The organism is Burkholderia sp. E168m23 (assembly GCF_016586125.1).
Classification (GTDB): domain Bacteria; phylum Pseudomonadota; class Gammaproteobacteria; order Burkholderiales; family Burkholderiaceae; genus Burkholderia; species Burkholderia orbicola.
Map to the genome: position 1 here is coordinate 1 of NZ_BCPP01000015.1, position 19,969 is coordinate 19,969.

19 protein-coding genes are annotated in these 19,969 nt (G+C 67.4%); 11 read left to right on the plus strand and 8 right to left on the minus strand.

The genetic code is table 11. From position 1 onward, the window contains the following. Both JMF90_RS01585 and JMF90_RS01590 read left to right on the plus strand, forming a co-directional pair. The coding region (locus JMF90_RS01585; protein WP_201324939.1) for a metal-dependent hydrolase at window positions 1-666 on the plus strand (666 nt) is incomplete at its 5' end. A 4-nt stretch (window positions 667-670) separates the two neighbouring features. Further along, window positions 671-1,609 carry an alpha/beta fold hydrolase gene (locus JMF90_RS01590; protein WP_011547451.1) on the plus strand — a complete coding sequence of 313 codons (939 nt, stop codon included), beginning with the start codon at window positions 671-673 and terminating at the stop codon, window positions 1,607-1,609. Here the strand turns inward: JMF90_RS01590 and JMF90_RS01595 are convergent. After that, window positions 1,570-2,124 (minus strand): putative glycolipid-binding domain-containing protein, encoded by a 555-nt coding sequence (locus JMF90_RS01595; protein ID WP_011547450.1) that lies wholly within the window; start codon window positions 2,122-2,124, stop codon window positions 1,570-1,572. The two genes, JMF90_RS01590 and JMF90_RS01595, sit on opposite strands and share 40 nt — an antisense overlap. A gap of 362 nt (window positions 2,125-2,486) precedes the next feature. Here JMF90_RS01595 and JMF90_RS01600 point away from each other — a divergent pair, with 362 nt between their 5' ends. The 5 genes from JMF90_RS01600 to JMF90_RS01620 all read left to right on the plus strand — a co-directional run bounded on the left by JMF90_RS01600 (window position 2,487) and on the right by JMF90_RS01620 (window position 10,038). After that, complete coding sequence (locus JMF90_RS01600; protein WP_011547449.1) at window positions 2,487-3,377, plus strand: urea transporter; 891 nt, start codon at window positions 2,487-2,489, stop codon at window positions 3,375-3,377. Continuing rightward, window positions 3,355-4,128: a class II aldolase/adducin family protein gene (locus JMF90_RS01605; protein ID WP_011547448.1), complete on the plus strand. Its 774-nt coding sequence runs from the start codon at window positions 3,355-3,357 to the stop codon at window positions 4,126-4,128. Before JMF90_RS01600 ends, JMF90_RS01605 begins: the two co-directional genes overlap by 23 nt. Before the next feature lie 70 nt (window positions 4,129-4,198). Beyond that, the gene (locus tag JMF90_RS01610) at window positions 4,199-4,387 is read left to right on the plus strand and encodes a 4-oxalocrotonate tautomerase (RefSeq protein WP_011547447.1); all 189 of its coding nucleotides are present in this window, start codon (window positions 4,199-4,201) and stop codon (window positions 4,385-4,387) included. Between the two features lie 447 nt (window positions 4,388-4,834). Beyond that, on the plus strand, window positions 4,835-5,056 hold the full coding sequence (locus JMF90_RS01615) for a hypothetical protein (protein ID WP_012339784.1): 222 nt from the start codon (window positions 4,835-4,837) through the stop codon (window positions 5,054-5,056). Window positions 5,057-5,196: 140 nt separating this feature from the next. Further along, a complete protein-coding gene (locus JMF90_RS01620; protein WP_011547446.1) occupies window positions 5,197-10,038 on the plus strand; it encodes an NAD-glutamate dehydrogenase in 4,842 nt (1,613 codons plus the stop codon). 22 nt (window positions 10,039-10,060) lie between these two features. Here JMF90_RS01620 and JMF90_RS01625 read toward each other — a convergent pair whose 3' ends face one another. The 6 genes from JMF90_RS01625 to JMF90_RS01650 all read right to left on the minus strand — a co-directional run bounded on the left by JMF90_RS01625 (window position 10,061) and on the right by JMF90_RS01650 (window position 15,074). Further along, on the minus strand, window positions 10,061-10,924 hold the full coding sequence (locus JMF90_RS01625) for a class I SAM-dependent methyltransferase (protein ID WP_011547445.1): 864 nt from the start codon (window positions 10,922-10,924) through the stop codon (window positions 10,061-10,063). 7 nt (window positions 10,925-10,931) lie between these two features. Further along, window positions 10,932-11,282: a glyoxalase/bleomycin resistance/extradiol dioxygenase family protein gene (locus tag JMF90_RS01630; RefSeq protein ID WP_011547444.1), complete on the minus strand. Its 351-nt coding sequence runs from the start codon at window positions 11,280-11,282 to the stop codon at window positions 10,932-10,934. Window positions 11,283-11,284: 2 nt separating this feature from the next. Further along, the gene (locus JMF90_RS01635) at window positions 11,285-11,461 is read right to left on the minus strand and encodes a ribbon-helix-helix domain-containing protein (protein WP_006478745.1); all 177 of its coding nucleotides are present in this window, start codon (window positions 11,459-11,461) and stop codon (window positions 11,285-11,287) included. A gap of 91 nt (window positions 11,462-11,552) precedes the next feature. Next, window positions 11,553-12,383: an arylamine N-acetyltransferase gene (locus JMF90_RS01640; protein ID WP_011547443.1), complete on the minus strand. Its 831-nt coding sequence runs from the start codon at window positions 12,381-12,383 to the stop codon at window positions 11,553-11,555. Between the two features lie 143 nt (window positions 12,384-12,526). Continuing rightward, window positions 12,527-13,213: a hypothetical protein gene (locus JMF90_RS01645; RefSeq protein WP_011547442.1), complete on the minus strand. Its 687-nt coding sequence runs from the start codon at window positions 13,211-13,213 to the stop codon at window positions 12,527-12,529. 376 nt (window positions 13,214-13,589) lie between these two features. Further along, window positions 13,590-15,074: an amidase gene (locus tag JMF90_RS01650; protein ID WP_011547441.1), complete on the minus strand. Its 1,485-nt coding sequence runs from the start codon at window positions 15,072-15,074 to the stop codon at window positions 13,590-13,592. Between the two features lie 364 nt (window positions 15,075-15,438). On the opposite strand from JMF90_RS01650, the gene JMF90_RS01655 reads away from it, so the two are divergent. From JMF90_RS01655 to JMF90_RS01665, 3 genes are all read left to right on the plus strand, one after another. Next, window positions 15,439-15,873, plus strand: a complete 435-nt coding sequence (locus tag JMF90_RS01655; RefSeq protein ID WP_011694775.1) for a universal stress protein — start codon at window positions 15,439-15,441, stop codon at window positions 15,871-15,873. A gap of 475 nt (window positions 15,874-16,348) precedes the next feature. Continuing rightward, the gene (locus JMF90_RS01660) at window positions 16,349-16,597 is read left to right on the plus strand and encodes a hypothetical protein (RefSeq protein ID WP_006478739.1); all 249 of its coding nucleotides are present in this window, start codon (window positions 16,349-16,351) and stop codon (window positions 16,595-16,597) included. Between the two features lie 139 nt (window positions 16,598-16,736). Further along, entirely contained in the window at window positions 16,737-17,210 is a 474-nt protein-coding gene (locus JMF90_RS01665) for a nuclear transport factor 2 family protein (protein WP_011547438.1), read from the plus strand. Between the two features lie 22 nt (window positions 17,211-17,232). Here JMF90_RS01665 and JMF90_RS01670 read toward each other — a convergent pair whose 3' ends face one another. Then, window positions 17,233-18,192, minus strand: coding sequence for a BPL-N domain-containing protein (locus tag JMF90_RS01670; RefSeq protein WP_227746102.1), 960 nt, complete (start codon window positions 18,190-18,192; stop codon window positions 17,233-17,235). Window positions 18,193-18,403: 211 nt separating this feature from the next. Here JMF90_RS01670 and JMF90_RS01675 point away from each other — a divergent pair. Next, window positions 18,404-19,969 (plus strand): bifunctional aconitate hydratase 2/2-methylisocitrate dehydratase (locus JMF90_RS01675; RefSeq protein WP_201324940.1); only part of this gene is annotated, 1,566 nt, incomplete at its 3' end.

Below are 19,969 nucleotides of genomic sequence, written 5' to 3' on the forward strand. Positions count from 1 at the left end.
ACGCGCGAGCACATCGAGTACAACGACCTGCTGCAGGCGTCCGGCCTGCCCGCGCACAAGCTCGACAAGCGCCTGTGGACGATCCTCGGCTGGTTCAAGAAGGTGCTGCCGCACTCGATGCAGCTGGCGATCACGATCGCGCTCGAGCACTACACGGCGATCCTCGCGAACCAGTTGCTGTCGGGCCACGAACACCGGATCGACGGCTCGGTCGAGGGCTACCAGCAGATGTGGATGTGGCATGCGATGGAGGAAACCGAGCACAAGGCGGTGTCCTACGACGTGTGGCGCACCGTGATGAAGCCGGGCCTCGGCAGCTACCTGCTGCGCACCGGCACGATGCTGACGACGACCGTATTCTTCTGGGCCATCGTGTTCGACTTCCACGTGCGGCTGATGCGCGCGCACCGTCGAGAACACGGCAAGTTCGGCGGCATGTGGCGCCTCGTGAAGTATCTGTACAGTCCGAAGAACGGCGTGTTCCCGAGCATCGCGCGCGAATGGCTCGACTACTTCCGTCCGGGCTTCCACCCGTGGGATCACGACAACCATCAATACCTGCAGGAGCTCGACACGCTGCTCGAGAACATCGACGCGACCAACGCGCGCTATGCGGCGCAAGCCGCCCCGCGCCGCGTGCCGCTGCATTCGGTCGCGCAGGCATGACGCGATGGCGCGCGCTCACGAGATGCTGACCGTCCAGTCCGGCGACGTGAAACTCGCCGTCTACGTAAGCGGGTCGCGCCGCGCGCCGCCGCTGATCCTCGTGCACGGCTATCCCGACTCGGCGGCCGTGTGGGCGCCGATCCGCGCGCGGCTCGCGAAGCGCTACCGCGTGATCGCGTACGACGTGCGCGGCGCCGGCGCATCCGATGCGCCGCGCCGCCGCGCCGACTACACGCTCGAGCGGCTCGCCGGCGACCTGAAGGCAGTCGCCGACGCGACCTGCGGCGGCCGGCCGTTCCATCTCGTCGGCCACGACTGGGGCTCGATCCAGTGCTGGGAGGCCGTGACCGACCCGGCGTTGCGCGGCCGCATCGCGTCGTACACGTCGATCTCGGGCCCGTGCCTCGATCACGTGTTCCGCGCGAAGCTGCGGCTCAAGCAGAGCCTGAAGTCGTGGTACATCGGGTTCTTCCATCTGCCGGTCGTGCCGTCGCTGGTATGGCGGCTCGGCGGGGCCGCGCTGTGGCCGCGCTGGCTCCAGCTCACCGAACGCGTGCGGGCCGAGCGCGATCCCGTGCAACTGAAGAACGCGTTGAACGGGATGCAGATGTACCGTGCGAACTTTCTCGCGCGGGCCCGCAAGCCGCGTGAACGGTACGCGCAGGCGCCGGTGCAGATCCTCGTCCCGGTACGCGACCGCTACGTGACCCCCGAGATGTCGGTCGACCTCGACCGCTGGCTCGGTGACCACGTGCGCGAGGAAATCGATGGCACGCACTGGATCGTGCTGCGCCATCCCGACCTGATCGCGTCGCGGATCGACCGGTTCGCGTCCGCGCATGAACGGCCCGCGGTCGCGGCAGTACCGGCGGCGGCGCCGGCCGCGCAAACGGGCGCCGCAGTTCAGCGCAGCGGCGGCAGGCGCTTGAACAGCGTTTCGTAGTCGATCACGAGCCCGTCGTTGTCGATGTCCATTTCCGCGGTGAAATTCCGGAAGATCCCTTCGTAGCGGTAGCGGCGGCCCGGTTCGATGCACGCATAAGCCTGCTTGACCGGCGTGACCGTCAGGTCGGGCGTCGAGATGTACGCGACGTCGATCGGCCGCCGCTCGCCGCGCGCGAGCTCGAGGCGGCCGATCGGCAGCGAATTCGTAAACGGCGTCGCCGCGATGTCGATGTCGATGCAGCCGGCGAGCTCGTACAGTTCGCGGCCTGAACCGTCGCGCCAGTGCCCGGCCCCGTCGCCGTGCAGCTCGAGCGTGCCGCCGCCCATCACCTTGAGCACCGCGTACTTCACCCGCCACTGCGAATCGCACTCGACGCGATACGCAAGCCCGTACGCGCGGCCGTACCGCTGGCCGACCACGGCGCTTTCGACGACGATCGCGCCGCCACTGCGGTCGAACGTCAGATGTTCGACCCCGTCGCCTTCGAGCGACGCCCACCGCACCTCACGCATCGTTCCACCTCCTTGGTATCCCGTGTCGGGGCATCGTCACATAAATCATCGCTATCCGGAATGTCACCGTCGATCGAGTCCAGCTCGGCGGCCCGGTCGCTAGAGCGTTGAAACTGACGCGCATTGGCCCCCCCTTGGCGGCAGCCCAGCGGGCACGCGAAAACAATAGCGATGGCGCAAGTTTGATATCGAATCGCCGGAATCTCGCGAAAATGCCAACAAAACACCTCCAAGTACGCGCCCCGCACCTCTCGACGCCCCGTTTCAGGGCATCGACCTCAAATCCTGACTATCCAGAATTCCCTATTCCGGTGCATCGCGGAGTGTCCTATGCTCGCGGCTCATCCTGTTCCGCTGCCATCATGCCTACCGCCCGCCCCGCCTCGCCGTCGATCGACCTGCGCATCCTGCTGCGCGGCATCGGGCAGGTCGTGCTACAGGCGAATGCGCTCACCGGCGCGCTGCTGCTCGTCGCGCTGGCACTGACCGACCTGCGGCTCGCGTGCGCGGCGCTGGTCGGCTCGGCCGCCGCCAGCATGACGGCCGTGCTGATGGGCGCCGAACGCCGCGACGTCGAACAGGGGCTGCACGGCTTCAACGGCGCGCTGGCCGCGCTGATCGCCGTGCTGTTCGCGCCCCATCCACTCGCCGCCGTCGCGCTGATACCCTTGGTCGCGATCGGCGCGGCGCTCGTGCAACGCGCGATGCGCAAGCCGCTCGCCCGCTGGCGTCAGTGCCCGTATTCGAGCCCGTGCCTGGCCGTCACCGCGCTGTGGCTGCCGTTTGTCGCATTGCAGCATGCGGACGGCGCGAGCGCCGACGCGCTGCTGACGTTCGATTCCGCTGCCGCCGCGCTGTTGTCGGGCGTCGCTCAAACCACCTTCGCGCACGGCGCGTGGGCCGGCGCGCTGGTCGTCGCCGGCCTCGCCGTCGCGTCGCGCCGCGCGGCCGTGTTCGCGCTTGGCGGCGCGCTCGTTTCGACCGTGCTGCTGGTCGCGCTCGGCGCGAGCGGCGGCGCATTCGCCGACGGCCTGCTCGGTTTCAACGGTGCGCTCGCCGCGCTCGCGCTGATGCCGCGCGGCCCGCGTGCGGCGCTCGCGGCCGCCGCCCTCGCCGCGCTGCTCCAGTGGCTCGCGATGTGTGCGGACATCCCCGTGTTCACGGCCCCGTTCGCGCTCGCGTCGTGGGCGACCGTAGCCGTCGCGCGCCGCTTCACCCTCGGAGAACCCGATGTCATTCGCATACCGTCCTGATGCCGTGAAGCCCGGCGGCCCGATCTCGGACGCCGAACGCAAGCTGCGGGTCGACCTCGCGGCCGCGTACCGGCTCGTCGCGCTGAACGGCTGGGACGACCTGATCTACACGCATTTGTCCGCGACCGTGCCGGGCGAACCCGGCCACTTCCTGATCAATCCGTTCGGCCTCACGTTCGACGAGGTTCGCGCGTCGAACCTCGTGAAGATCGACCTGGCCGGCAACCGGATCGGCGCCAGCGAGCACGCGGTCAACGTGACCGGCTTCGCACTGCATGCGGCCGTGCACGCCGCACGCGCCGACGCGGTCTGCGTGATGCACCTGCACAATACGGCCGGCATCGCCGTGTCGATCCAGCGCGACGGGCTGCTGCCGGCGTCGCAGCATGCGCTGCGCTTTCATGGCGACCTCGCGTACCACGACTACGAAGCGCTCGCGTTCTCGCCGGCCGAGGGCGCGCGGCTGACCGCGAGCCTCGGCGCGAAATCCGCGCTGCTGCTGCGCAACCACGGCACGCTGACGGTCGGCCGGACCGTCGCCGAAGCCTATGTGCTGATGGATACGCTGATCAAGGCGTGCGACATCCAGGTGCGCGCGCAGGCCGGCGGCGGACCGCTCGTGCTGCCGGCGCCGGCCATCGCCGAGCGCACCGCGGAACAACTGCTCGACGGCGGCGCAATCGAAGGCGAACTGGAATGGCCGGCGCTGCTGCGCCGGCTCGACCGGATCGATCCGTCGTATCGCGACTGACGTTGCCTCCGCACCCGACCGCATCGTTCACCGTCAATCGTTCAATCCATTCCAACCGGAGCCTCATGCCATGCCGACTTTCAATATCCAGCTATTCGAAGGCCGCACCGTCGAGCAGAAGCGCGCATTCGTCGAAGCAATCACACGCGTCACGTGCGAAACGCTCGGCTGCGCGCCGGGCTCGGTCGACATCATCCTCACCGACGTGAAGAAGGAAAACTGGGCGACCGCCGGCAAGCTGTGGAGCGACGAGGGCTGACAACACCCCGTAAAAGGCCTGCGTCCGCACCACGAGGACGCGGCACCTCGCTCTCAGGTGCTCACATTCGTTAGTTATCCCAATATATTGTCATTGACATCAACATCGACAACTACTATTTTTATCATCACACAGACAATTTCATCACTGCATTTTAATTAACAACTATTTTCAATTAGTTTAAAAATAATCGCATTTATCACAATAGCCAGCCACTCACCTTCATCGGTGTCATCGCCAGCAATGAACTCCGGCACGCAAATTCATGCCGATACGCAACTCATTACTGCAAGTAGACACCGTGAAAATCAGAACACTCAAAGGTTACTCCGCCGCCCTGCTTTTTTCGTTGATTTCCTTCGCGAATCCCGGCGCCTGCAAATCCGTATCCACGGAACTGCGTCAACAGTTGCAACGCACTAGCCGGATGCTAACAAGGTGAACCCCATGATCACGGACAAGCAAGTCGCGCACGCCCTGAACGATATGATCCTACAAATGGGGGCCGATCTCGATCGCTCTCTGCTGACAGTCAAGGCGTCGTGCCCGGATTCAGAATTCATCGCCTATCGCGACTTCGTTTCCTCGCTATTGAACACGATGCTACTCGACTTCATGAACCCGCTCTACATGCGACATCCCGACCTGAAGCCGCCGGAGTTGACTTGACCCACATCTGCAGCGTCCGGGCGCTGCAGATGCCCGCCTCACACCCACCGCCCTTGTGCACCCGCACATCGCTTTGTCACGCAATCGGCGCATAATGCCGGACAGACGCAGCAGCCAATGGCCACCCGACGGAGACCGCCATGGAAGCGAAGAACGAGGAAGTCGTCGCACACCTGCTCTCCGATGTCGTCGAATTCGCGCGCGCCCGCCTGCCCGAAGCCACGTTCCGGATCGTCGAACCCTTCCTGCGTCACTACTACGATTTCGTCGACGCCGACGATCTGCAGAATCGCAGCATCGCCGACCTGTACGGCGCCGCGATGGCGCACTGGCAGACCGCCCAGAAATTCGTGCCCGGCAGCGAACGCCTGCGCGTGTACAACCCGATCCTCGAACAGCACGGCTGGCATTCCGATCACACGGTGATCGAGATCGTCAACGACGACATGCCGTTCCTGGTCGACTCGGTGACGATGGCCGTCAACCGTCTCGGGCTCGCGCTGCATTCGGCGCTGCATCCGGTGTTCCGCATCTGGCGCGGCGCCGGCGGCGGCATCGAGCGGGTCGACGCGGGCGGCGCGACCTCGAGCGACGGCCAGTCGCAACTCGCGTCGTTCATCCATTTCGAAGTCGACCGCTGCGGCGACGCCGCGCTGCTCGACACGCTGCGCGAGGACATCGCACGCGTGCTCGGCGACGTGCGCGCGTCGGTGGAGGACTGGCCGAAGATCGTCGACATCGCCCGCGCGACGATCAAGGAGATGAAGGCGCGCGAAGCGACCGCGGAGGACATCGAGGCGCGCGCATTCCTCGAATGGATGGCCGCCGATCACTTCACGTTCCTCGGCCAGCGCGACTACGCGCTCGTGTCGGACGGCACGGGCTTCGGCCTGCGCGGCATCGAGGGCTCGGGCTTCGGCATCCTGCGCGAATCGCTGCGCACGTCCGACGCGCCCGACGTCACGCCGCTGCCGCAGGCCGCCGCCGACATCATCACCGGCGCGTGGCCGATCTTCCTGACCAAGGCGAATTCGCGCGCGACGGTGCACCGGCCCGGCTATCTCGACTACGTCGGCGTGAAACTCGTCGGCGCCGACGGCAAGGTCACCGGCGAGCGCCGCTTCATCGGGCTCTACACATCGACCGCATACATGGTGTCGAGCGCCGAGATCCCGATCGTGCGCCGCAAGTGCGCGAACATCGTGCGGCGCGCGGGCTTTTTGCCGAAGGGGCATCTCGGCAAGTCGCTCGTGACGGTGCTCGAAACCTATCCGCGCGACGAACTGTTCCAGGCCGACGAAGACCAGCTCTACGACATCGCGCTCGGCATCCTGCGCCTGCAGGAACACCAGCGCACGCGCCTGTTCGTGCGGCGCGACCGGTTCGACCGCTTCGTGTCGTGTCTCGTGTTCGTGCCGCGCGACAAGTACAACACCGACCTGCGCCGCCGCATCGCGAAGCTGCTGGTCGACGCGTACAACGGCGTGAACGTCGAATTCACGCCGCTGCTGTCGGAATCGGCGATCGCGCGGATTCATTTCGTCGTGCATGCGGAACCGGGCACGATGCCCGACGTCGACACGCGCGAACTCGAAACGCGGCTCGTGCAAGTCACGCGCCGCTGGCAGGACGATCTCGCCGACGCGCTGCTCGACGCATTCGGCGAAGAACAAGGCAACCGTCTGCTGCAACGCTATGCCGAGTCGTTCCCGGCCGGCTATCGCGACGACTATCCGGCGCGCACGGCCGTGCGCGACATCGAGCTGATCGAGCGCGTGAAGGACTCGGGCCAGCTCGCGATGAACCTGTACCGGCCGATCGAGGCCGGGCCGCGCGCGTTCCGCTTCAAGGTCTATCGCGCGGGCGACCCGATCGCGCTGTCGCGCAGCCTGCCGATGCTCGAACATCTCGGCGTGCGCGTCGACGAGGAGCGGCCATACCGGATCCAGACGCAGGATGGCGCGCATGCGTGGATACACGATTTCGGCCTCGAGCTCGCGGACGATACCGAGTTCGACATCGAGCGCGTGAAAGGCCTGTTCGAGGATGCATTCGACCGGATCTGGAGCGGCCGGATCGAGAACGACGACTTCAACCGCCTCGTGCTGCGCGCCCACCTGAGCGCACGCGAAGTGACGATCCTGCGCGCGTATGCGAAATACCTGCGGCAGGTCGGCTCGACCTTCAGCGACGCATATATCGAACGCGCGCTGACCGGCAATCCGGCGATCGCGCGCCAACTCGTCGAACTGTTCCTGCTGCGCTTCGACCCGCGCATCGGCGACACGCGCGACGTGCAGGCCGAACGGCTGCTGAAGGCGATCGAAGGCGCGCTCGACCAGGTGCCGAACCTCGACGAGGACCGCATCCTGCGCCAGTTCCTCGGCGTGATCAACGCGACCGAGCGCACGAACTACTTCCTCGCCGACGCGAACGGCGAGCCGAAACCGTACCTGTCGTTCAAGTTCAACCCGGCGAAGGTGCCCGGCCTGCCCGAACCGAAGCCGATGTTCGAGATCTGGGTGTACTCGCCGCGGGTCGAGGGCGTGCACCTGCGCGGCGGGCGCGTCGCACGCGGCGGCCTGCGCTGGTCGGATCGCCGCGAGGATTTCCGCACCGAGGTGCTCGGGCTGATGAAGGCGCAGATGGTGAAGAACGTCGTGATCGTGCCGGTCGGCTCGAAAGGCGGCTTCGTCGTGAAGAACCCGCCGCCGCAGAGCGATCGCGAAGCGTGGATGCGCGAAGGCATCGCGTGCTACCAGACGTTCCTGCGCGGGCTGCTCGACCTCACCGACAACCTCGCCGGCAACGCGATCGTGCCGCCGCCCGACGTGGTGCGCCACGACCCCGACGATCCGTATCTCGTCGTCGCCGCCGACAAGGGCACGGCCACCTTCTCCGACTACGCGAACGCGATCTCGCACGAATACGGCTTCTGGCTCGACGACGCGTTCGCGTCCGGCGGCTCGGTCGGCTACGACCACAAGAAGATGGCGATCACCGCGCGCGGTGCATGGGAATCGGTGAAGCGGCACTTCCGCGAAATGGGCATCGACACGCAGGCGACCGACTTCACCGTGGTCGGCGTCGGCGACATGTCGGGCGACGTGTTCGGCAACGGGATGCTGCTGTCGCCGCATATCCGGCTCGTCGCCGCGTTCGATCACCGGCACGTGTTCCTCGACCCGAACCCCGACCCGGCGACGAGCTTCGCGGAGCGCCAGCGCATGTTCGCGCTCGAACGCTCGAGCTGGGCCGACTACGATACGTCGGTGATCTCGGCGGGCGGCGGCGTGTATCCGCGCACCGCGAAGACGATCCCGCTGTCGCCGGCGGTACAGGCCGCGCTCGGCATCGACGCGCACGCGCTGCCGCCGACCGAGCTGATCCGCGCGATCCTGCAGGCGCCGGTCGACCTGCTGTACAACGGCGGCATCGGCACCTACGTGAAGGCGGCGCGCGAAACCCACGCGCAGGTCGGCGACCGCGCGAACGACGCGGTGCGCGTGAATGGCGCGGACCTGCGCTGCAAGGTCGTCGGCGAAGGCGGCAATCTCGGCTGCACGCAGTTCGGTCGCATCGAGTTCGCGCAGCGCGGCGGCCGCATCAATACCGATGCGATCGACAACTCGGCCGGCGTCGATTGTTCGGATCACGAAGTCAACATCAAGATCCTGCTCGGGCTTGTCGTCTCCGACGGCGAAATGACCGAGAAGCAGCGCAACGCGCTGCTCGCGGAAATGACCGACGAAGTCGGCTTGCTCGTGCTGCGCGACAACTACTACCAGACGCAGGCGCTGTCGATCGCGGGCCGCTATGCGGTCGAGCTGCTCGACGCCGAGGCGCGGCTGATGCGCTGGCTCGAACGCGCGGGCCGCCTGAACCGCGTGATCGAATTCCTGCCGACCGACGACGAAGTCGCCGAGCGGCAGGCCGCGAAGCTCGGCCTCACGTCGCCGGAGCGTGCGGTGCTGCTCGCGTACAGCAAGATGTGGCTCTACGATGCGCTGCTCGAATCCGACGTGCCCGAGGACCCGCTCGTCGCCGCGATGCTCGTCGACTACTTCCCGAAGCCGCTGCAACAGCGCTTCAGCGAGCCGATGCGCCGCCATCCGCTGCGCCGCGAGATTCTCGCGACGCACCTGACCAACGCGCTCGTGAACCGCGTCGGCTGCGCATTCGTGCACCGGCTGATGGAGGAAACCGACGCGAAGCCGGGCGACATCGTGCGCGCCTGCATCATGGCGCGCGACGTATTCGACCTCGATGCGGTGTGGCGCGATATCGATGCGCTCGACAACCGCGTCGCCGACGACGTGCAGGCGCGCATGTTCGTCGACGTCGCGCGGCTGCTGGAGCGCGCGGCGCTGTGGTTCCTGCGGCATCTGCAGTCGGGCGCGGTGGCCGACGGCGGCGTTGCCGGATTGATCGCGCGTTGCCGCGACGCGGTGCAGCGGATCGCGCCGCAACTGCCGTCGTTGCTGCCGGGCGACGATCTGGAAGCGCTGTCCGAGCGGCAGCGCGTGCTGGTCGACGCGGGCGTCGACAGCGCGCTCGCGGTACGCGTCGCGAGCGGCGACATCTCGGCCGCGCTGCTCGACATCGCCGAAGTGGCGGCGACCTGCAACCGCAGCCTCGAACTCGTCGCGGGCGTCTATTTCTCGCTCGGCACGCTGCTCAATTACGGCTGGATCGGCGAACGCGCGGCGAACCTGCCGACGCCGACGCACTGGGACATGCTCGCGCGCGCCGCCGCACTCGCGGAAGTCGCGCGGCTCAAGCGCACGCTCGCGACCAGCGCGCTCGCGGAATCGCCGGATTCGACCACGCCGGACACGATCGTCGGCGCATGGCGCGCGCGCCGCGAGGCCGCGCTCGCGCGCTACGAGCACCTGCTCGCGGATCTGCGCGCATCCGGCGGCGCGAGCCTCGCGGTGCTGCTCGTGGTCGTGCGGGAAATGGCCGTGCTCGAACGGGCGTGACGCGCGTGACGGATGCGACGGGTCAAACCGTCGCGACCAGCAACTCTTCCGCGCGGCTCGGCGGCCGCAGGCCGTCCGTGCGATCGGCGAAATAACGGCGCGTCAGCTCGGCGGCCGACACGTGTTCGGCCTTCGCAAAACCGGCCTCCCGAGCGAGCGCCTGAATCTGGTCCGGCATGAAGAAGCTGATGAACGGCGTGCCGCTCGCCCGCGCGCCCTTCGCGGCCATTTCCAGCCCCGGGCGCACGTCCAGCGCCGCGTTCTCGAGCGGCAGCAGGAACGTCATCGCGAACGTCGACCCCGGCGCGAGCGACGCCACTTCGCGCAGCGCGGCCGCATTCGCTTCGCGCGTCAGGTACATGCTGACGCCGGTGGACACCACGACCGCCGGCTGGCCGGCATCGAAGCCCGCACCGACGAGCGCGTCGCGCCACGACTGCTTCGCCTCGAAATCGACCGGCACGAAACGCAGCCAGTCGGGCACGCCGTAGCCGAGTTCGACCAGGCGGCGTTGTTTCCAGCGCTGCGGCGCCGGCTGGTCGACTTCGAACACGGTCACGCGCGATGCCATCTCCGGCCGGCGCTGCACGAAGCTGTCTAGCCCTGCGCCCAGGATCACGTACTGGCGCACGCCGCGCGCGGCGTGCTCGGTCACGAGATCCTCGATGAAGCGCGCCCGCGCGACGATCGACGCGCGAAACGGCCGAGTAAACTGCGGGTCCATGTCGCCGCGCTGCTGCCAGCCGGGTTCGGGTGCGAGCAATTGCAGCCCGATTTCGTCCGTGAGCACATGCGGTGGGGCGTCGAGCTCGACGTGCAACGCGCGCCACAGCGCGACGCGTGCGGCCGTGCTGTCGGGCGCATCGTCTTCGCGGTTATCCGTCATGTCGACCTCACGCGCCCTGCTTGCCCGGCGCCTGCAGGCGCCACACGCGGCCGTCCGGATCGCGCACGGTCATGTCGCGCGTGCCCCAGTGCGTGTCCTCGAACGGCGTGACGACGTCGACGATCGGCTGGGGCTGCACCGCCTGCTCGTCGGCTACCTTGAGCACGACCTGCATGTCGGGCGGTTCGCTCGGCGGCACTTCCGCGATGAACAGGAACGGACCGTCGCCGCTGCGCAACTGGCCCGAGTGGTGATCGGTTTCGAATTCCAGCTTGAAACCCAGTGCCTGAAAGAACTTCGCCGACTTGCCCCAGTTGTGCGTGGTCAAATACACGGCTTCGATTCGTTCGGATGACATGCTCACTCCTCCTGATTGGACGGTCCCGCGCCGGGCGGCGGCGCGGCCAGATACGCGCGCAACGCGTCGGCCACCAGCGCGGACAGCGATTGCTCCGTTTCGATGGCGCGATGCTTGACCTGCCGGATCAGGCCGAGCGGCAGGTACACGTTGAATTGCTTCACTTCTTCGTCGGTCATGGGTACTAGTATGCTAGCAATCTAGCAAAAGTCAATCGAGAACGATGGCGGCATGGGTACAGGGGCCGCCGTCGGAGGTCGTGCGTCCGCGTTACTTTGCGGCGTGCGCCGCGAGCCGCTCGAACAGCGCGTCGAGATCGAATCCCGCTGTATTGATGCCGATCGTGTCGCGCAGGCACGCGGCCCAGTCGGCTGCGTTGTCGAACGTGACCGTGCGCCCGGCCCCGGCCGCGTCGCGCAGCGTCAGCACGGTGTTGAGCAGCGCCGCGCGGCCGTCCGGCAGCACGCGGCACGCGATCAGGTCGTTCACGAAGATCGATTCGGGATACGTCGACGTGAACCAGTTCGCGGCGTCGTAATCGATCCATTCGGCCGGCTTCAGCGAGAAGCGGTAGGTCGTCTGCCAGCCGTCGGGAATCTCGAACTGCATGTCGAATTCGCCGTCGACCGGCGCGTCGATCACGCGAAACGCGCCGTGCGGCGTCAGTTGCCGCTCGCCCGGCACGAAGCGCAGCGGCGCGGTCAGCGTCGCGCTGCCGAAGCCGATGTCCGCGAGCCACGCCGCGCCGTCGAGGTCGATGCGCAGCAGCATGTGCGTCTGCGCGGTGACGATCTCGGGCGGCCGCATCCAGCGCACGCGCGCGATCAGCGGCGTCACGCGAAAGCCGATCGTCGTGAGCGCGGTGTAGAACAGCTTGTTGAGTTCGAAGCAATAGCCGCCGCGGCGGCGTTCGATCACCTTGTCGACGAGCGCGGGCAGGTCGAGCGCGACGCGCGCGCCGGTCAGCGGATTGAGGTTTTCGAACGGAATCGCCTGCGGGTGCAGCAGATGCAGCCGGCGCAGCACGTCGAGCGTCGGCTCGGCCGGGCCGTCGTAGCCGATGCGGGAGAAATAGCGCGAGAGATCGAACGAGTCAGTCATGAACCGGCACCGATAAGGGAACACGCCACGATAGCATCGCGCGAAATCCCCATGGTGTGCGGGACTATTGTGCGTAGCCGGCGCGCGCGATGCCGGCCGCGCATCGCGCTTGCACCGGCACCGGCACCGGCACCGGCACTACGTTACGGCAGCAGCTTCAGCGCGGACGACGCTACCGGCGGCACCGAAATGCCCTGACTCGTCGCGAACTGTACGGCCTGGCCGAGCGTCGCGGCAAGCGACTGCAACTGGCCCGGCGCGCTTTGCGCGATATACGACGCGGCCTGCATGCTCTGCGGATTCAGGCCCGATTGCAGCAGCGACGCGGCGCTCGTCGAGCCGAGACTACCGAGCCCCGACTGCAGTTGCGAATACTGCGTGAGCCCCTGGCCGAGCGACGCGAGGCCGTTGCTGAACGCCTGCTTGTCGATCGGGCCGTGCGTGGCGCCGCCGCTCGCGAACGCCTGGCCGAGCGCCTGCGACACCGATTGCTGCGCGCCGCCCATCTGCGACAGCGTGGCCGGCGACAGCGCATCGCCGCCGGACAACTGGCTCGCGGCCTGTTGCGCCTGCCCGGCCGCCCCGGTCAGCCCCATCGCCGACGCGAGCGACGACTGGCCGTTCAGCACCTGCTGGTTCGCACCGACATAGGCCTGCAGCAACTGCGCGACACCGCCCTGCGCAGGCGCCGCCTGCTGCTGCCCGCCGCCGAGCAGCGACGCGCCGATCGACTGCAGGTCGAGCTGCGCGTGCGCGGCACCGCTCACCAGGAGGCCGAACGCGATGCCTGCCGAGGCCAGATGCCGGCCCGTCGCGCGAATGTGCTTCATGTGTTTCCCTCGTGCCCGAATTGTGTTGAGGCGATATTGTCGAAGCGCGTCGCGCGCCGCCGCAACGACTGAAACACATCGAAACGAAATCAGGCCGCGCCGCTGCTTGCAATTCGGCGACCGACGCACCCCGTCGCGCAGATTCGCGCACGTTTGCCGCGCGATGTCGGGCACGCATCGCGATTCTTTCTCGGGTTGCATCAATGGGCGCCGGCTGCGGCCCGCGCCCGCGACGCGATGAAACGCATCCGCCGGCGCGCTTCGCGTCGAGCGATGCAAAACGAAACGGGCAGCCGTCGCCGCCCGTTTCGTCGCCCGGCTGCCGGCTACCGACTACCGGCGGCTACCGTTTACCACCCGCCTGCCGGCCGCGCCATCACGCCGCCATCCACGCCGGCACGCGCCGCGCCACCCAGTCGGCCGCCTGCTCGTAACCGTGCGCGAGCTGCAGCACGGCGAGATCGGCGCGCGGGCGCCCGATCAGTTGCATCCCCATCGGCAACCCTGCGTCGTTGAAGCCGACCGGCACGTTGATCACCGGGCAGCCGGCCAGCGTCCACGGCACGACCGTTTCCATCCAGCGGTGGTACGTGTCCATCGCGCGGCCCGCGATCTCCTTCGGCCAGCGCTGCTCGACGTCGAACGGGAACACCTGCGCGGTCGGCGCCGCGATGAAGTCGTAGCGGTCGAAGAAGCTCAGCACCGCCTGATGCCATGCGGTCCGCTCGACGCTCGCATCGAACACCACCGCGCCCTGCAGCGCGAGCAGCCCTTCGACCTCGTAGATCGCCTCGGGCTTCAGCAACGCGCGGCGCGCCGGGTCGCGATAGTGCGCGAGCAGCCCGCCGCCCGACAGCAGGTGCCGGTGCGTGAGCCACAAACGCCAGATCCGGGCGGGCGCGAACGCCGGCAGCGCGGCATCGACGTCGCAGCCGATCTCGCGCAGCGTCGCCAGACCGTGCTCGCACTGCGCGAGCACGCCGGCCTCGGTCGCGAGATAGCCGTTCCAGTCGCCGACCCACGCGATGCGCTTGCCACGCAGCTCCGCGTCGAGCGGCTGCGCGAACACCGCCGGATCTTCCGCGAGCGACAGCGGATCGTTGCGGTCGTAGCCGGCCTGGATCGCGAGCAGTTGCGCGACGTCGCCGACGGTGCGGCCCATCGGCCCTTCGATGCCGAGCTGCTGCACGAACACGTCGACGCCCGGCCAGCGCGGCACGCGGCCCTGCGACGGACGGAAGCCGACGATGTTGCAGAACGCGGCCGGATTGCGCAGCGACCCGCCGAAATCGCTGCCGTCCGCCACCGGCAGCATCCGCGACGCGAGCGCCGCCGCCGTGCCGCCGCTGCTGCCGCCCGCGCTCTTCGTCAGGTCGTACGGGTTGCGCGTCGCGCCGTAGACCTCGTTGAACGTGTGCGAACCGAGCCCGAACTCGGGTGTATTGGTCTTGCCGATGAAGATCGCGCCGGCCGCGCGCATCCGCGCGACGCCGACGGAATCGGCCTGCGGCACGTTCTCGCGGAAGATCGGCGAGCCGTAGGTCGTGCGCAGCCCCTTCGTCATCGCCAGATCCTTCGGCGCCTGCGGCATCCCGTGCAGCCACCCGCGGTATTCGCCACGCGCCAGCTCCGCGTCCTTTTCCGCGGCTTCCGCCAGCAGCGCATCGCGGTCGCGCAGCGCGACGATCGCGTTGACCGCGCCGTTCACGCGCTCGATGTGATCGAGATACGCACGCATCGTCTCGACGCACGAAACCGCCTTGGTGCGGATCGCCGACGAGAGTTCGCCGGCCGACAGGCGCACGATCGGATCGACGGAAATGGAAGCGGGAGCGAGAAACTGCGGGGCGCCGTGCGGCATGCGGGGTCTCCTGGAGTCGGAATGGCGGGCCGCTTGACGGCGCTCGCTCCCCTGCCCGCCGGGAGGCCGCCGCGCCGCGGCCGATGCTCTACTCTACGTGACGCCGGATACTCGACCTCCGATATTTTCGGTCGCGATTCATTGAAGATCCGACTAAATCCGGGCGCCCCATGCCGAACTGCCCAGACCGTCACGCTGGATGAAATCGTTTATGCGCATAAACTTAAATTTCTTATATTTTTAATCGGCGCACCACGGGACCGCGCGTGTTGACGACATTTTTATGCGGCCAGCCGATCTCTTTAGATCGTTTCGCGCGGCCGCCCGCTACGCTGGAAGCACTTCGTTTCCGGGTTCATCGTCCATGCTCAAGCTGCTGGTTCCGGTCGGTCATTCGCCGCGCTCGCTTCAGGTGGTTCGCCATGCGACGTTTCTGTATCGCGAGCGCTGCGCGTCGGAGGTCGTGCTGATCAACGTACAGGCGCCGCTCGAATCGACGCGGCTCGAGGCCTGGCACCCGCTGTCGCGGTTGCGTGCGATCGAAGAAAAATTCGCGGCCGGTGATCTGGCGATGGCGGAGCGGATTCTGAAGGAGGCCGGCGTCCAATACACCGTCGTGATGAAGGTCGGCCCGGTGGCCGACATGATCGCGGCCGTGGCAACCGAAACCGGCTGCGACGAAATCGTGGTGGTCGCGCCGCGGCATGATCCGCTGCATACGTTGATGGCGGTGTTCCGGCGCAGCGTGATGGCCCGGCTGGTGCGGATTTCGAACGTACCGGTGACGGCGGTGCAATAACGGGAGCGGCGGGTCGTGCGTGCGCATGGTGCGCACGCTGTCGCGCGACGCTCAGTCGATGGCCTTGCGCCAGAACACGAAATAGGCGGCCGCCGAAGACGCCAGCAGCAGGATGGCCCACATCGGGGCAAGACTGATCAGCACGGAAGAGACGTTCAACATTTGGATTCCTCACTATTTCGACAGCGATATTCAACACCTGCGTGCTTGCCGGACCTGACGCATCGACCTCGCGTCGCGTTCCGTCAAATCATGCATTCATGCTATCGCCTTGAACGGTCGCGTGACCGCCGCCGCCTGCCCGCACCCTGACATTCGTCAAACTCCCGCGCATTGCCCGCCCGTCGAACGGCGAAGTAAAAACAGGACGGGATCGCCCTGCTCCGCCACCGCTTTCAGCAGACGTTTACCGGGGGAAGCCCCAAGTGCTTCGCCGAACGTGTCCGCGTACGCTTGGGCGACGAGGAGACGAACCATGAGACGAGCCGTCCATATCGCTGTTTTTGCCCTGCTGGCGTATCTCATCGGCGATCGCGCGATCCTGCACGCGCAGGGCCGCGACGCCAGCCCGCTCGCGTGCGAGCAAGGCGCCGCGCAGGTGAAGGCCGACGCGCTCGGTCGCGGCTTCGGCGAAGCCGCCGCCGGCAGCCAGAGCGAGGCCTTCATGTCGGGCTGTCTGGTGACGGGCCGCGGCAATCAGGACGTCGCGATGGCGGCGCGCTGACGCGTATCATCATCCGGCGGCGAGCCAGCCACGCCCGAAGTCACGGGTGCGGGCACCGGTTCGCGCTGCCCGCCGCCACTGCCCCGATCGACATTTCGACGGACGTCACCGTCCGCCCTCCCTGCCCGTTACGCCCAACATGCCCCATTCGAACACCGAGTTGATCCAGCGCTTCTACACGGCCTTCCAGCAGCGCGACATCGACGCGATGCTCGCGTGCTACGCCGACGACATCGTGTTCAGCGATCCCGCGTTCGGCGAGCTGCGCGGCGAACTCGCGCGCGACATGTGGCGAATGCTGGTCGCGCGGGCCCAGGAGTTCTCGCTGACGTTCGGCGAAGTCGCCGCGGACGACCAGGCCGGGCGCGCGAAGTGGAGCGCGCAATACCGGTTCGCCGCGACCGGACGAAGGGTGGTCAACCGGATCGACGCCCGCTTCCGGTTTCGCGACGGACGCATCGTCGAGCATCGCGACCATTTCGACCTGTGGCGCTGGGCGCGTCAGGCGCTCGGGATGAAAGGCGCGCTGCTCGGCTGGACGCCCTTCATGCAGCGCGCGATCCGCGCGCAGGCACGGAAAAACCTCGACGCATACCGAGCCAAACGAAAATAAGCCGCGCGCCACGGCCGCTTCGCTACGGCTTCATCGTCGCGTTGATCAGGTCGTAGGCCATGTCCGGCGCCACGCCGTCCGGGTTCTTGAGCCCATTCTCGCGATACCAGCTTTCATCGGCTTCGGGATGCGGGCCGGCAAGGCCGACACGCCCTTTGCCATAGCGGTACGTGGCGGCCGCGATGTCCTTGTTCGGGTAGATCGCCAGCACGATCCCGCCGGAGCCGAGCGGCGCGACCGGCAGCCTCGCGCCGTCCTGGTAGTAGATCCAACGCTTTTTCCCGCGCCAGACGACCGGCGTCACCGTGTCGGCGATGCCGTGCAGCGTCGAACCCGGCCGGTCGACCTCGGAGTCGATATCGCCGGCAACCAGCCCGAAACCCTGCGCGCCGGCCAGGTACGCGCCCATGCAGAGCCCCAGGTATCGGCCGCCGTTCGCGACGTACTGGCGCACGGCCCTGATTGCATGTCGGCCGATGCTGGCTGCCGCGCCTGGAATGTCCTGGCCGCCGCCCGGCTGCACATAGAGCGCCGCACCGGCCAGCGCCGCGGGCGTGATCTTGAGCGGTTCCGCCGGCCCCACGTAGATCACCCGGAACCGGTAGTCCGACTCCCGCAGGCGGGCAGCGATGGTTTCGGGGCACCCGTCGCACGCGGCCGGACCGCGATAGACCAGCGCGACCGGCCGGCTGGCCGCGTCGCGCGCTGCGTCGCCGGTCGTGGCCGCGTGAACGGCCACTGACGCGACGAGCGCCACCATCAGGAAAATCGCGTCTCTGGAGCGCATGTCGTGAATCGCCGAAGTCAAGGGAATCGCCGCCACTCGGGCCGGATCGGCAGGCGCGCGCGTGCCCCCGCCCCCCGTTCCGAAACCCGATTGCAAGCTGCGTGCAGGCAGCGTAGCCGTCCGAATGCGCGCCGTGTGTACCGTTTCCTGCAGGCTTGTACAGATATGTGCGACACCGACGACCTGAACCGCCACCCCGCATCCGCCCGCAGGACCCCGCCCGACAAGGCCGACTCCGCCATGCAGCCGCGCCTCCCGTCTTTCGCACCGCCAAGTCTTATATAAGACATAAGACATTTGACGTTCCACCTCATTGAGATTAGAATCCCGCTCAAAGCAGTGCCTGGAATAGCCCCGGAGTGCCGGCAAGGCCTTCCCCTCCAACGCAATATCAGCAGGTCTCCCCATGCTTGAAAACTTTCGTGCTCACGTGGCCGCCCGCGCCGCGCTCGGTATTCCTCCCCTGCCGCTGACGGCTCAGCAAACCGCCGAACTGGTCGAATTGCTGACGAACCCGCCCGCCGGCGAAGAGCAGACGCTGCTCGACCTGATCACCCATCGCGTGCCCGCCGGCGTCGACGAAGCCGCCCGCGTGAAGGCCGGCTTCCTGGCCGCCGTCGCGAAAGGCGAGACGGCCTGCCCGCTGATCTCGCGCGAACGCGCGACCGAACTCCTCGGCACGATGCTCGGCGGCTACAACATCCAGCCGCTGATCGAGCTGCTGTCCGACGAAGCCGTCGCGGCCGTCGCCGCCGACGCGCTGAAGAAAACCCTGCTGATGTTCGACCAGTTCCATGACGTGAAGGAACTCGCCGACAAGGGCAACGCGCACGCGAAGGCCGTGCTGCAGAGCTGGGCCGATGCCGAATGGTTCACGAGCCGTCCGGAAGTGCCGGAAAGCCTGACCATCACCGTGTTCAAGGTCACCGGCGAAACCAACACCGACGACCTGTCGCCGGCACCGGACGCCACCACGCGCCCCGACATCCCGATGCACGCGCTGGCGATGCTGAAGAACGCGCGCCCGGGCATCACGCCGGAAGAAGACGGCAAGCGCGGCCCGGTCAAGTTCATCGAATCGCTGAAGGAAAAGGGTCACCTGGTCGCCTACGTCGGCGACGTGGTCGGCACCGGCTCCTCGCGCAAGTCGGCCACCAACTCGGTGCTGTGGTTCACCGGCGAAGACATCCCGTTCGTCCCGAACAAGCGCTTCGGCGGCGTGTGCCTCGGCGGCAAGATCGCCCCGATCTTCTACAACACGATGGAAGACGCCGGCGCGCTGCCGATCGAGCTCGACGTGTCGCAGATGAACATGGGCGACGTGGTCGAACTGCGCCCGTACGAAGGCAAGGCGCTGAAGGACGGCAAGGTCATCGCCGAATTCCAGGTGAAGTCCGACGTGCTGTTCGACGAAGTGCGCGCCGGCGGCCGCATTCCGCTGATCATCGGCCGCGGCCTGACCGCGAAGGCGCGTGAAGCGCTCGGCCTCGCGCCGTCGACGCTGTTCCGCCTGCCGCACCAGCCGGCCGACAGCGGCAAGGGCTTCTCGCTCGCGCAGAAGATGGTCGGCCGCGCGTGCGGCCTGCCGGAAGGCCAGGGCGTGCGCCCGGGCACGTACTGCGAACCGAAGATGACCTCGGTCGGCTCGCAGGACACCACGGGCCCGATGACCCGCGACGAACTGAAGGATCTCGCGTGCCTCGGCTTCTCGGCCGACCTCGTGATGCAGTCGTTCTGCCACACCGCCGCGTATCCGAAACCGGTCGACGTGAAGACGCACCAGACGCTGCCGAACTTCATCAGCACGCGTGGCGGCATCGCGCTGCGCCCGGGCGACGGCGTGATCCACTCGTGGCTGAACCGCATGCTGCTGCCCGACACCGTCGGCACCGGCGGCGATTCGCACACGCGCTTCCCGATCGGCATCAGCTTCCCGGCAGGTTCGGGCCTGGTCGCGTTCGCGGCCGCCACC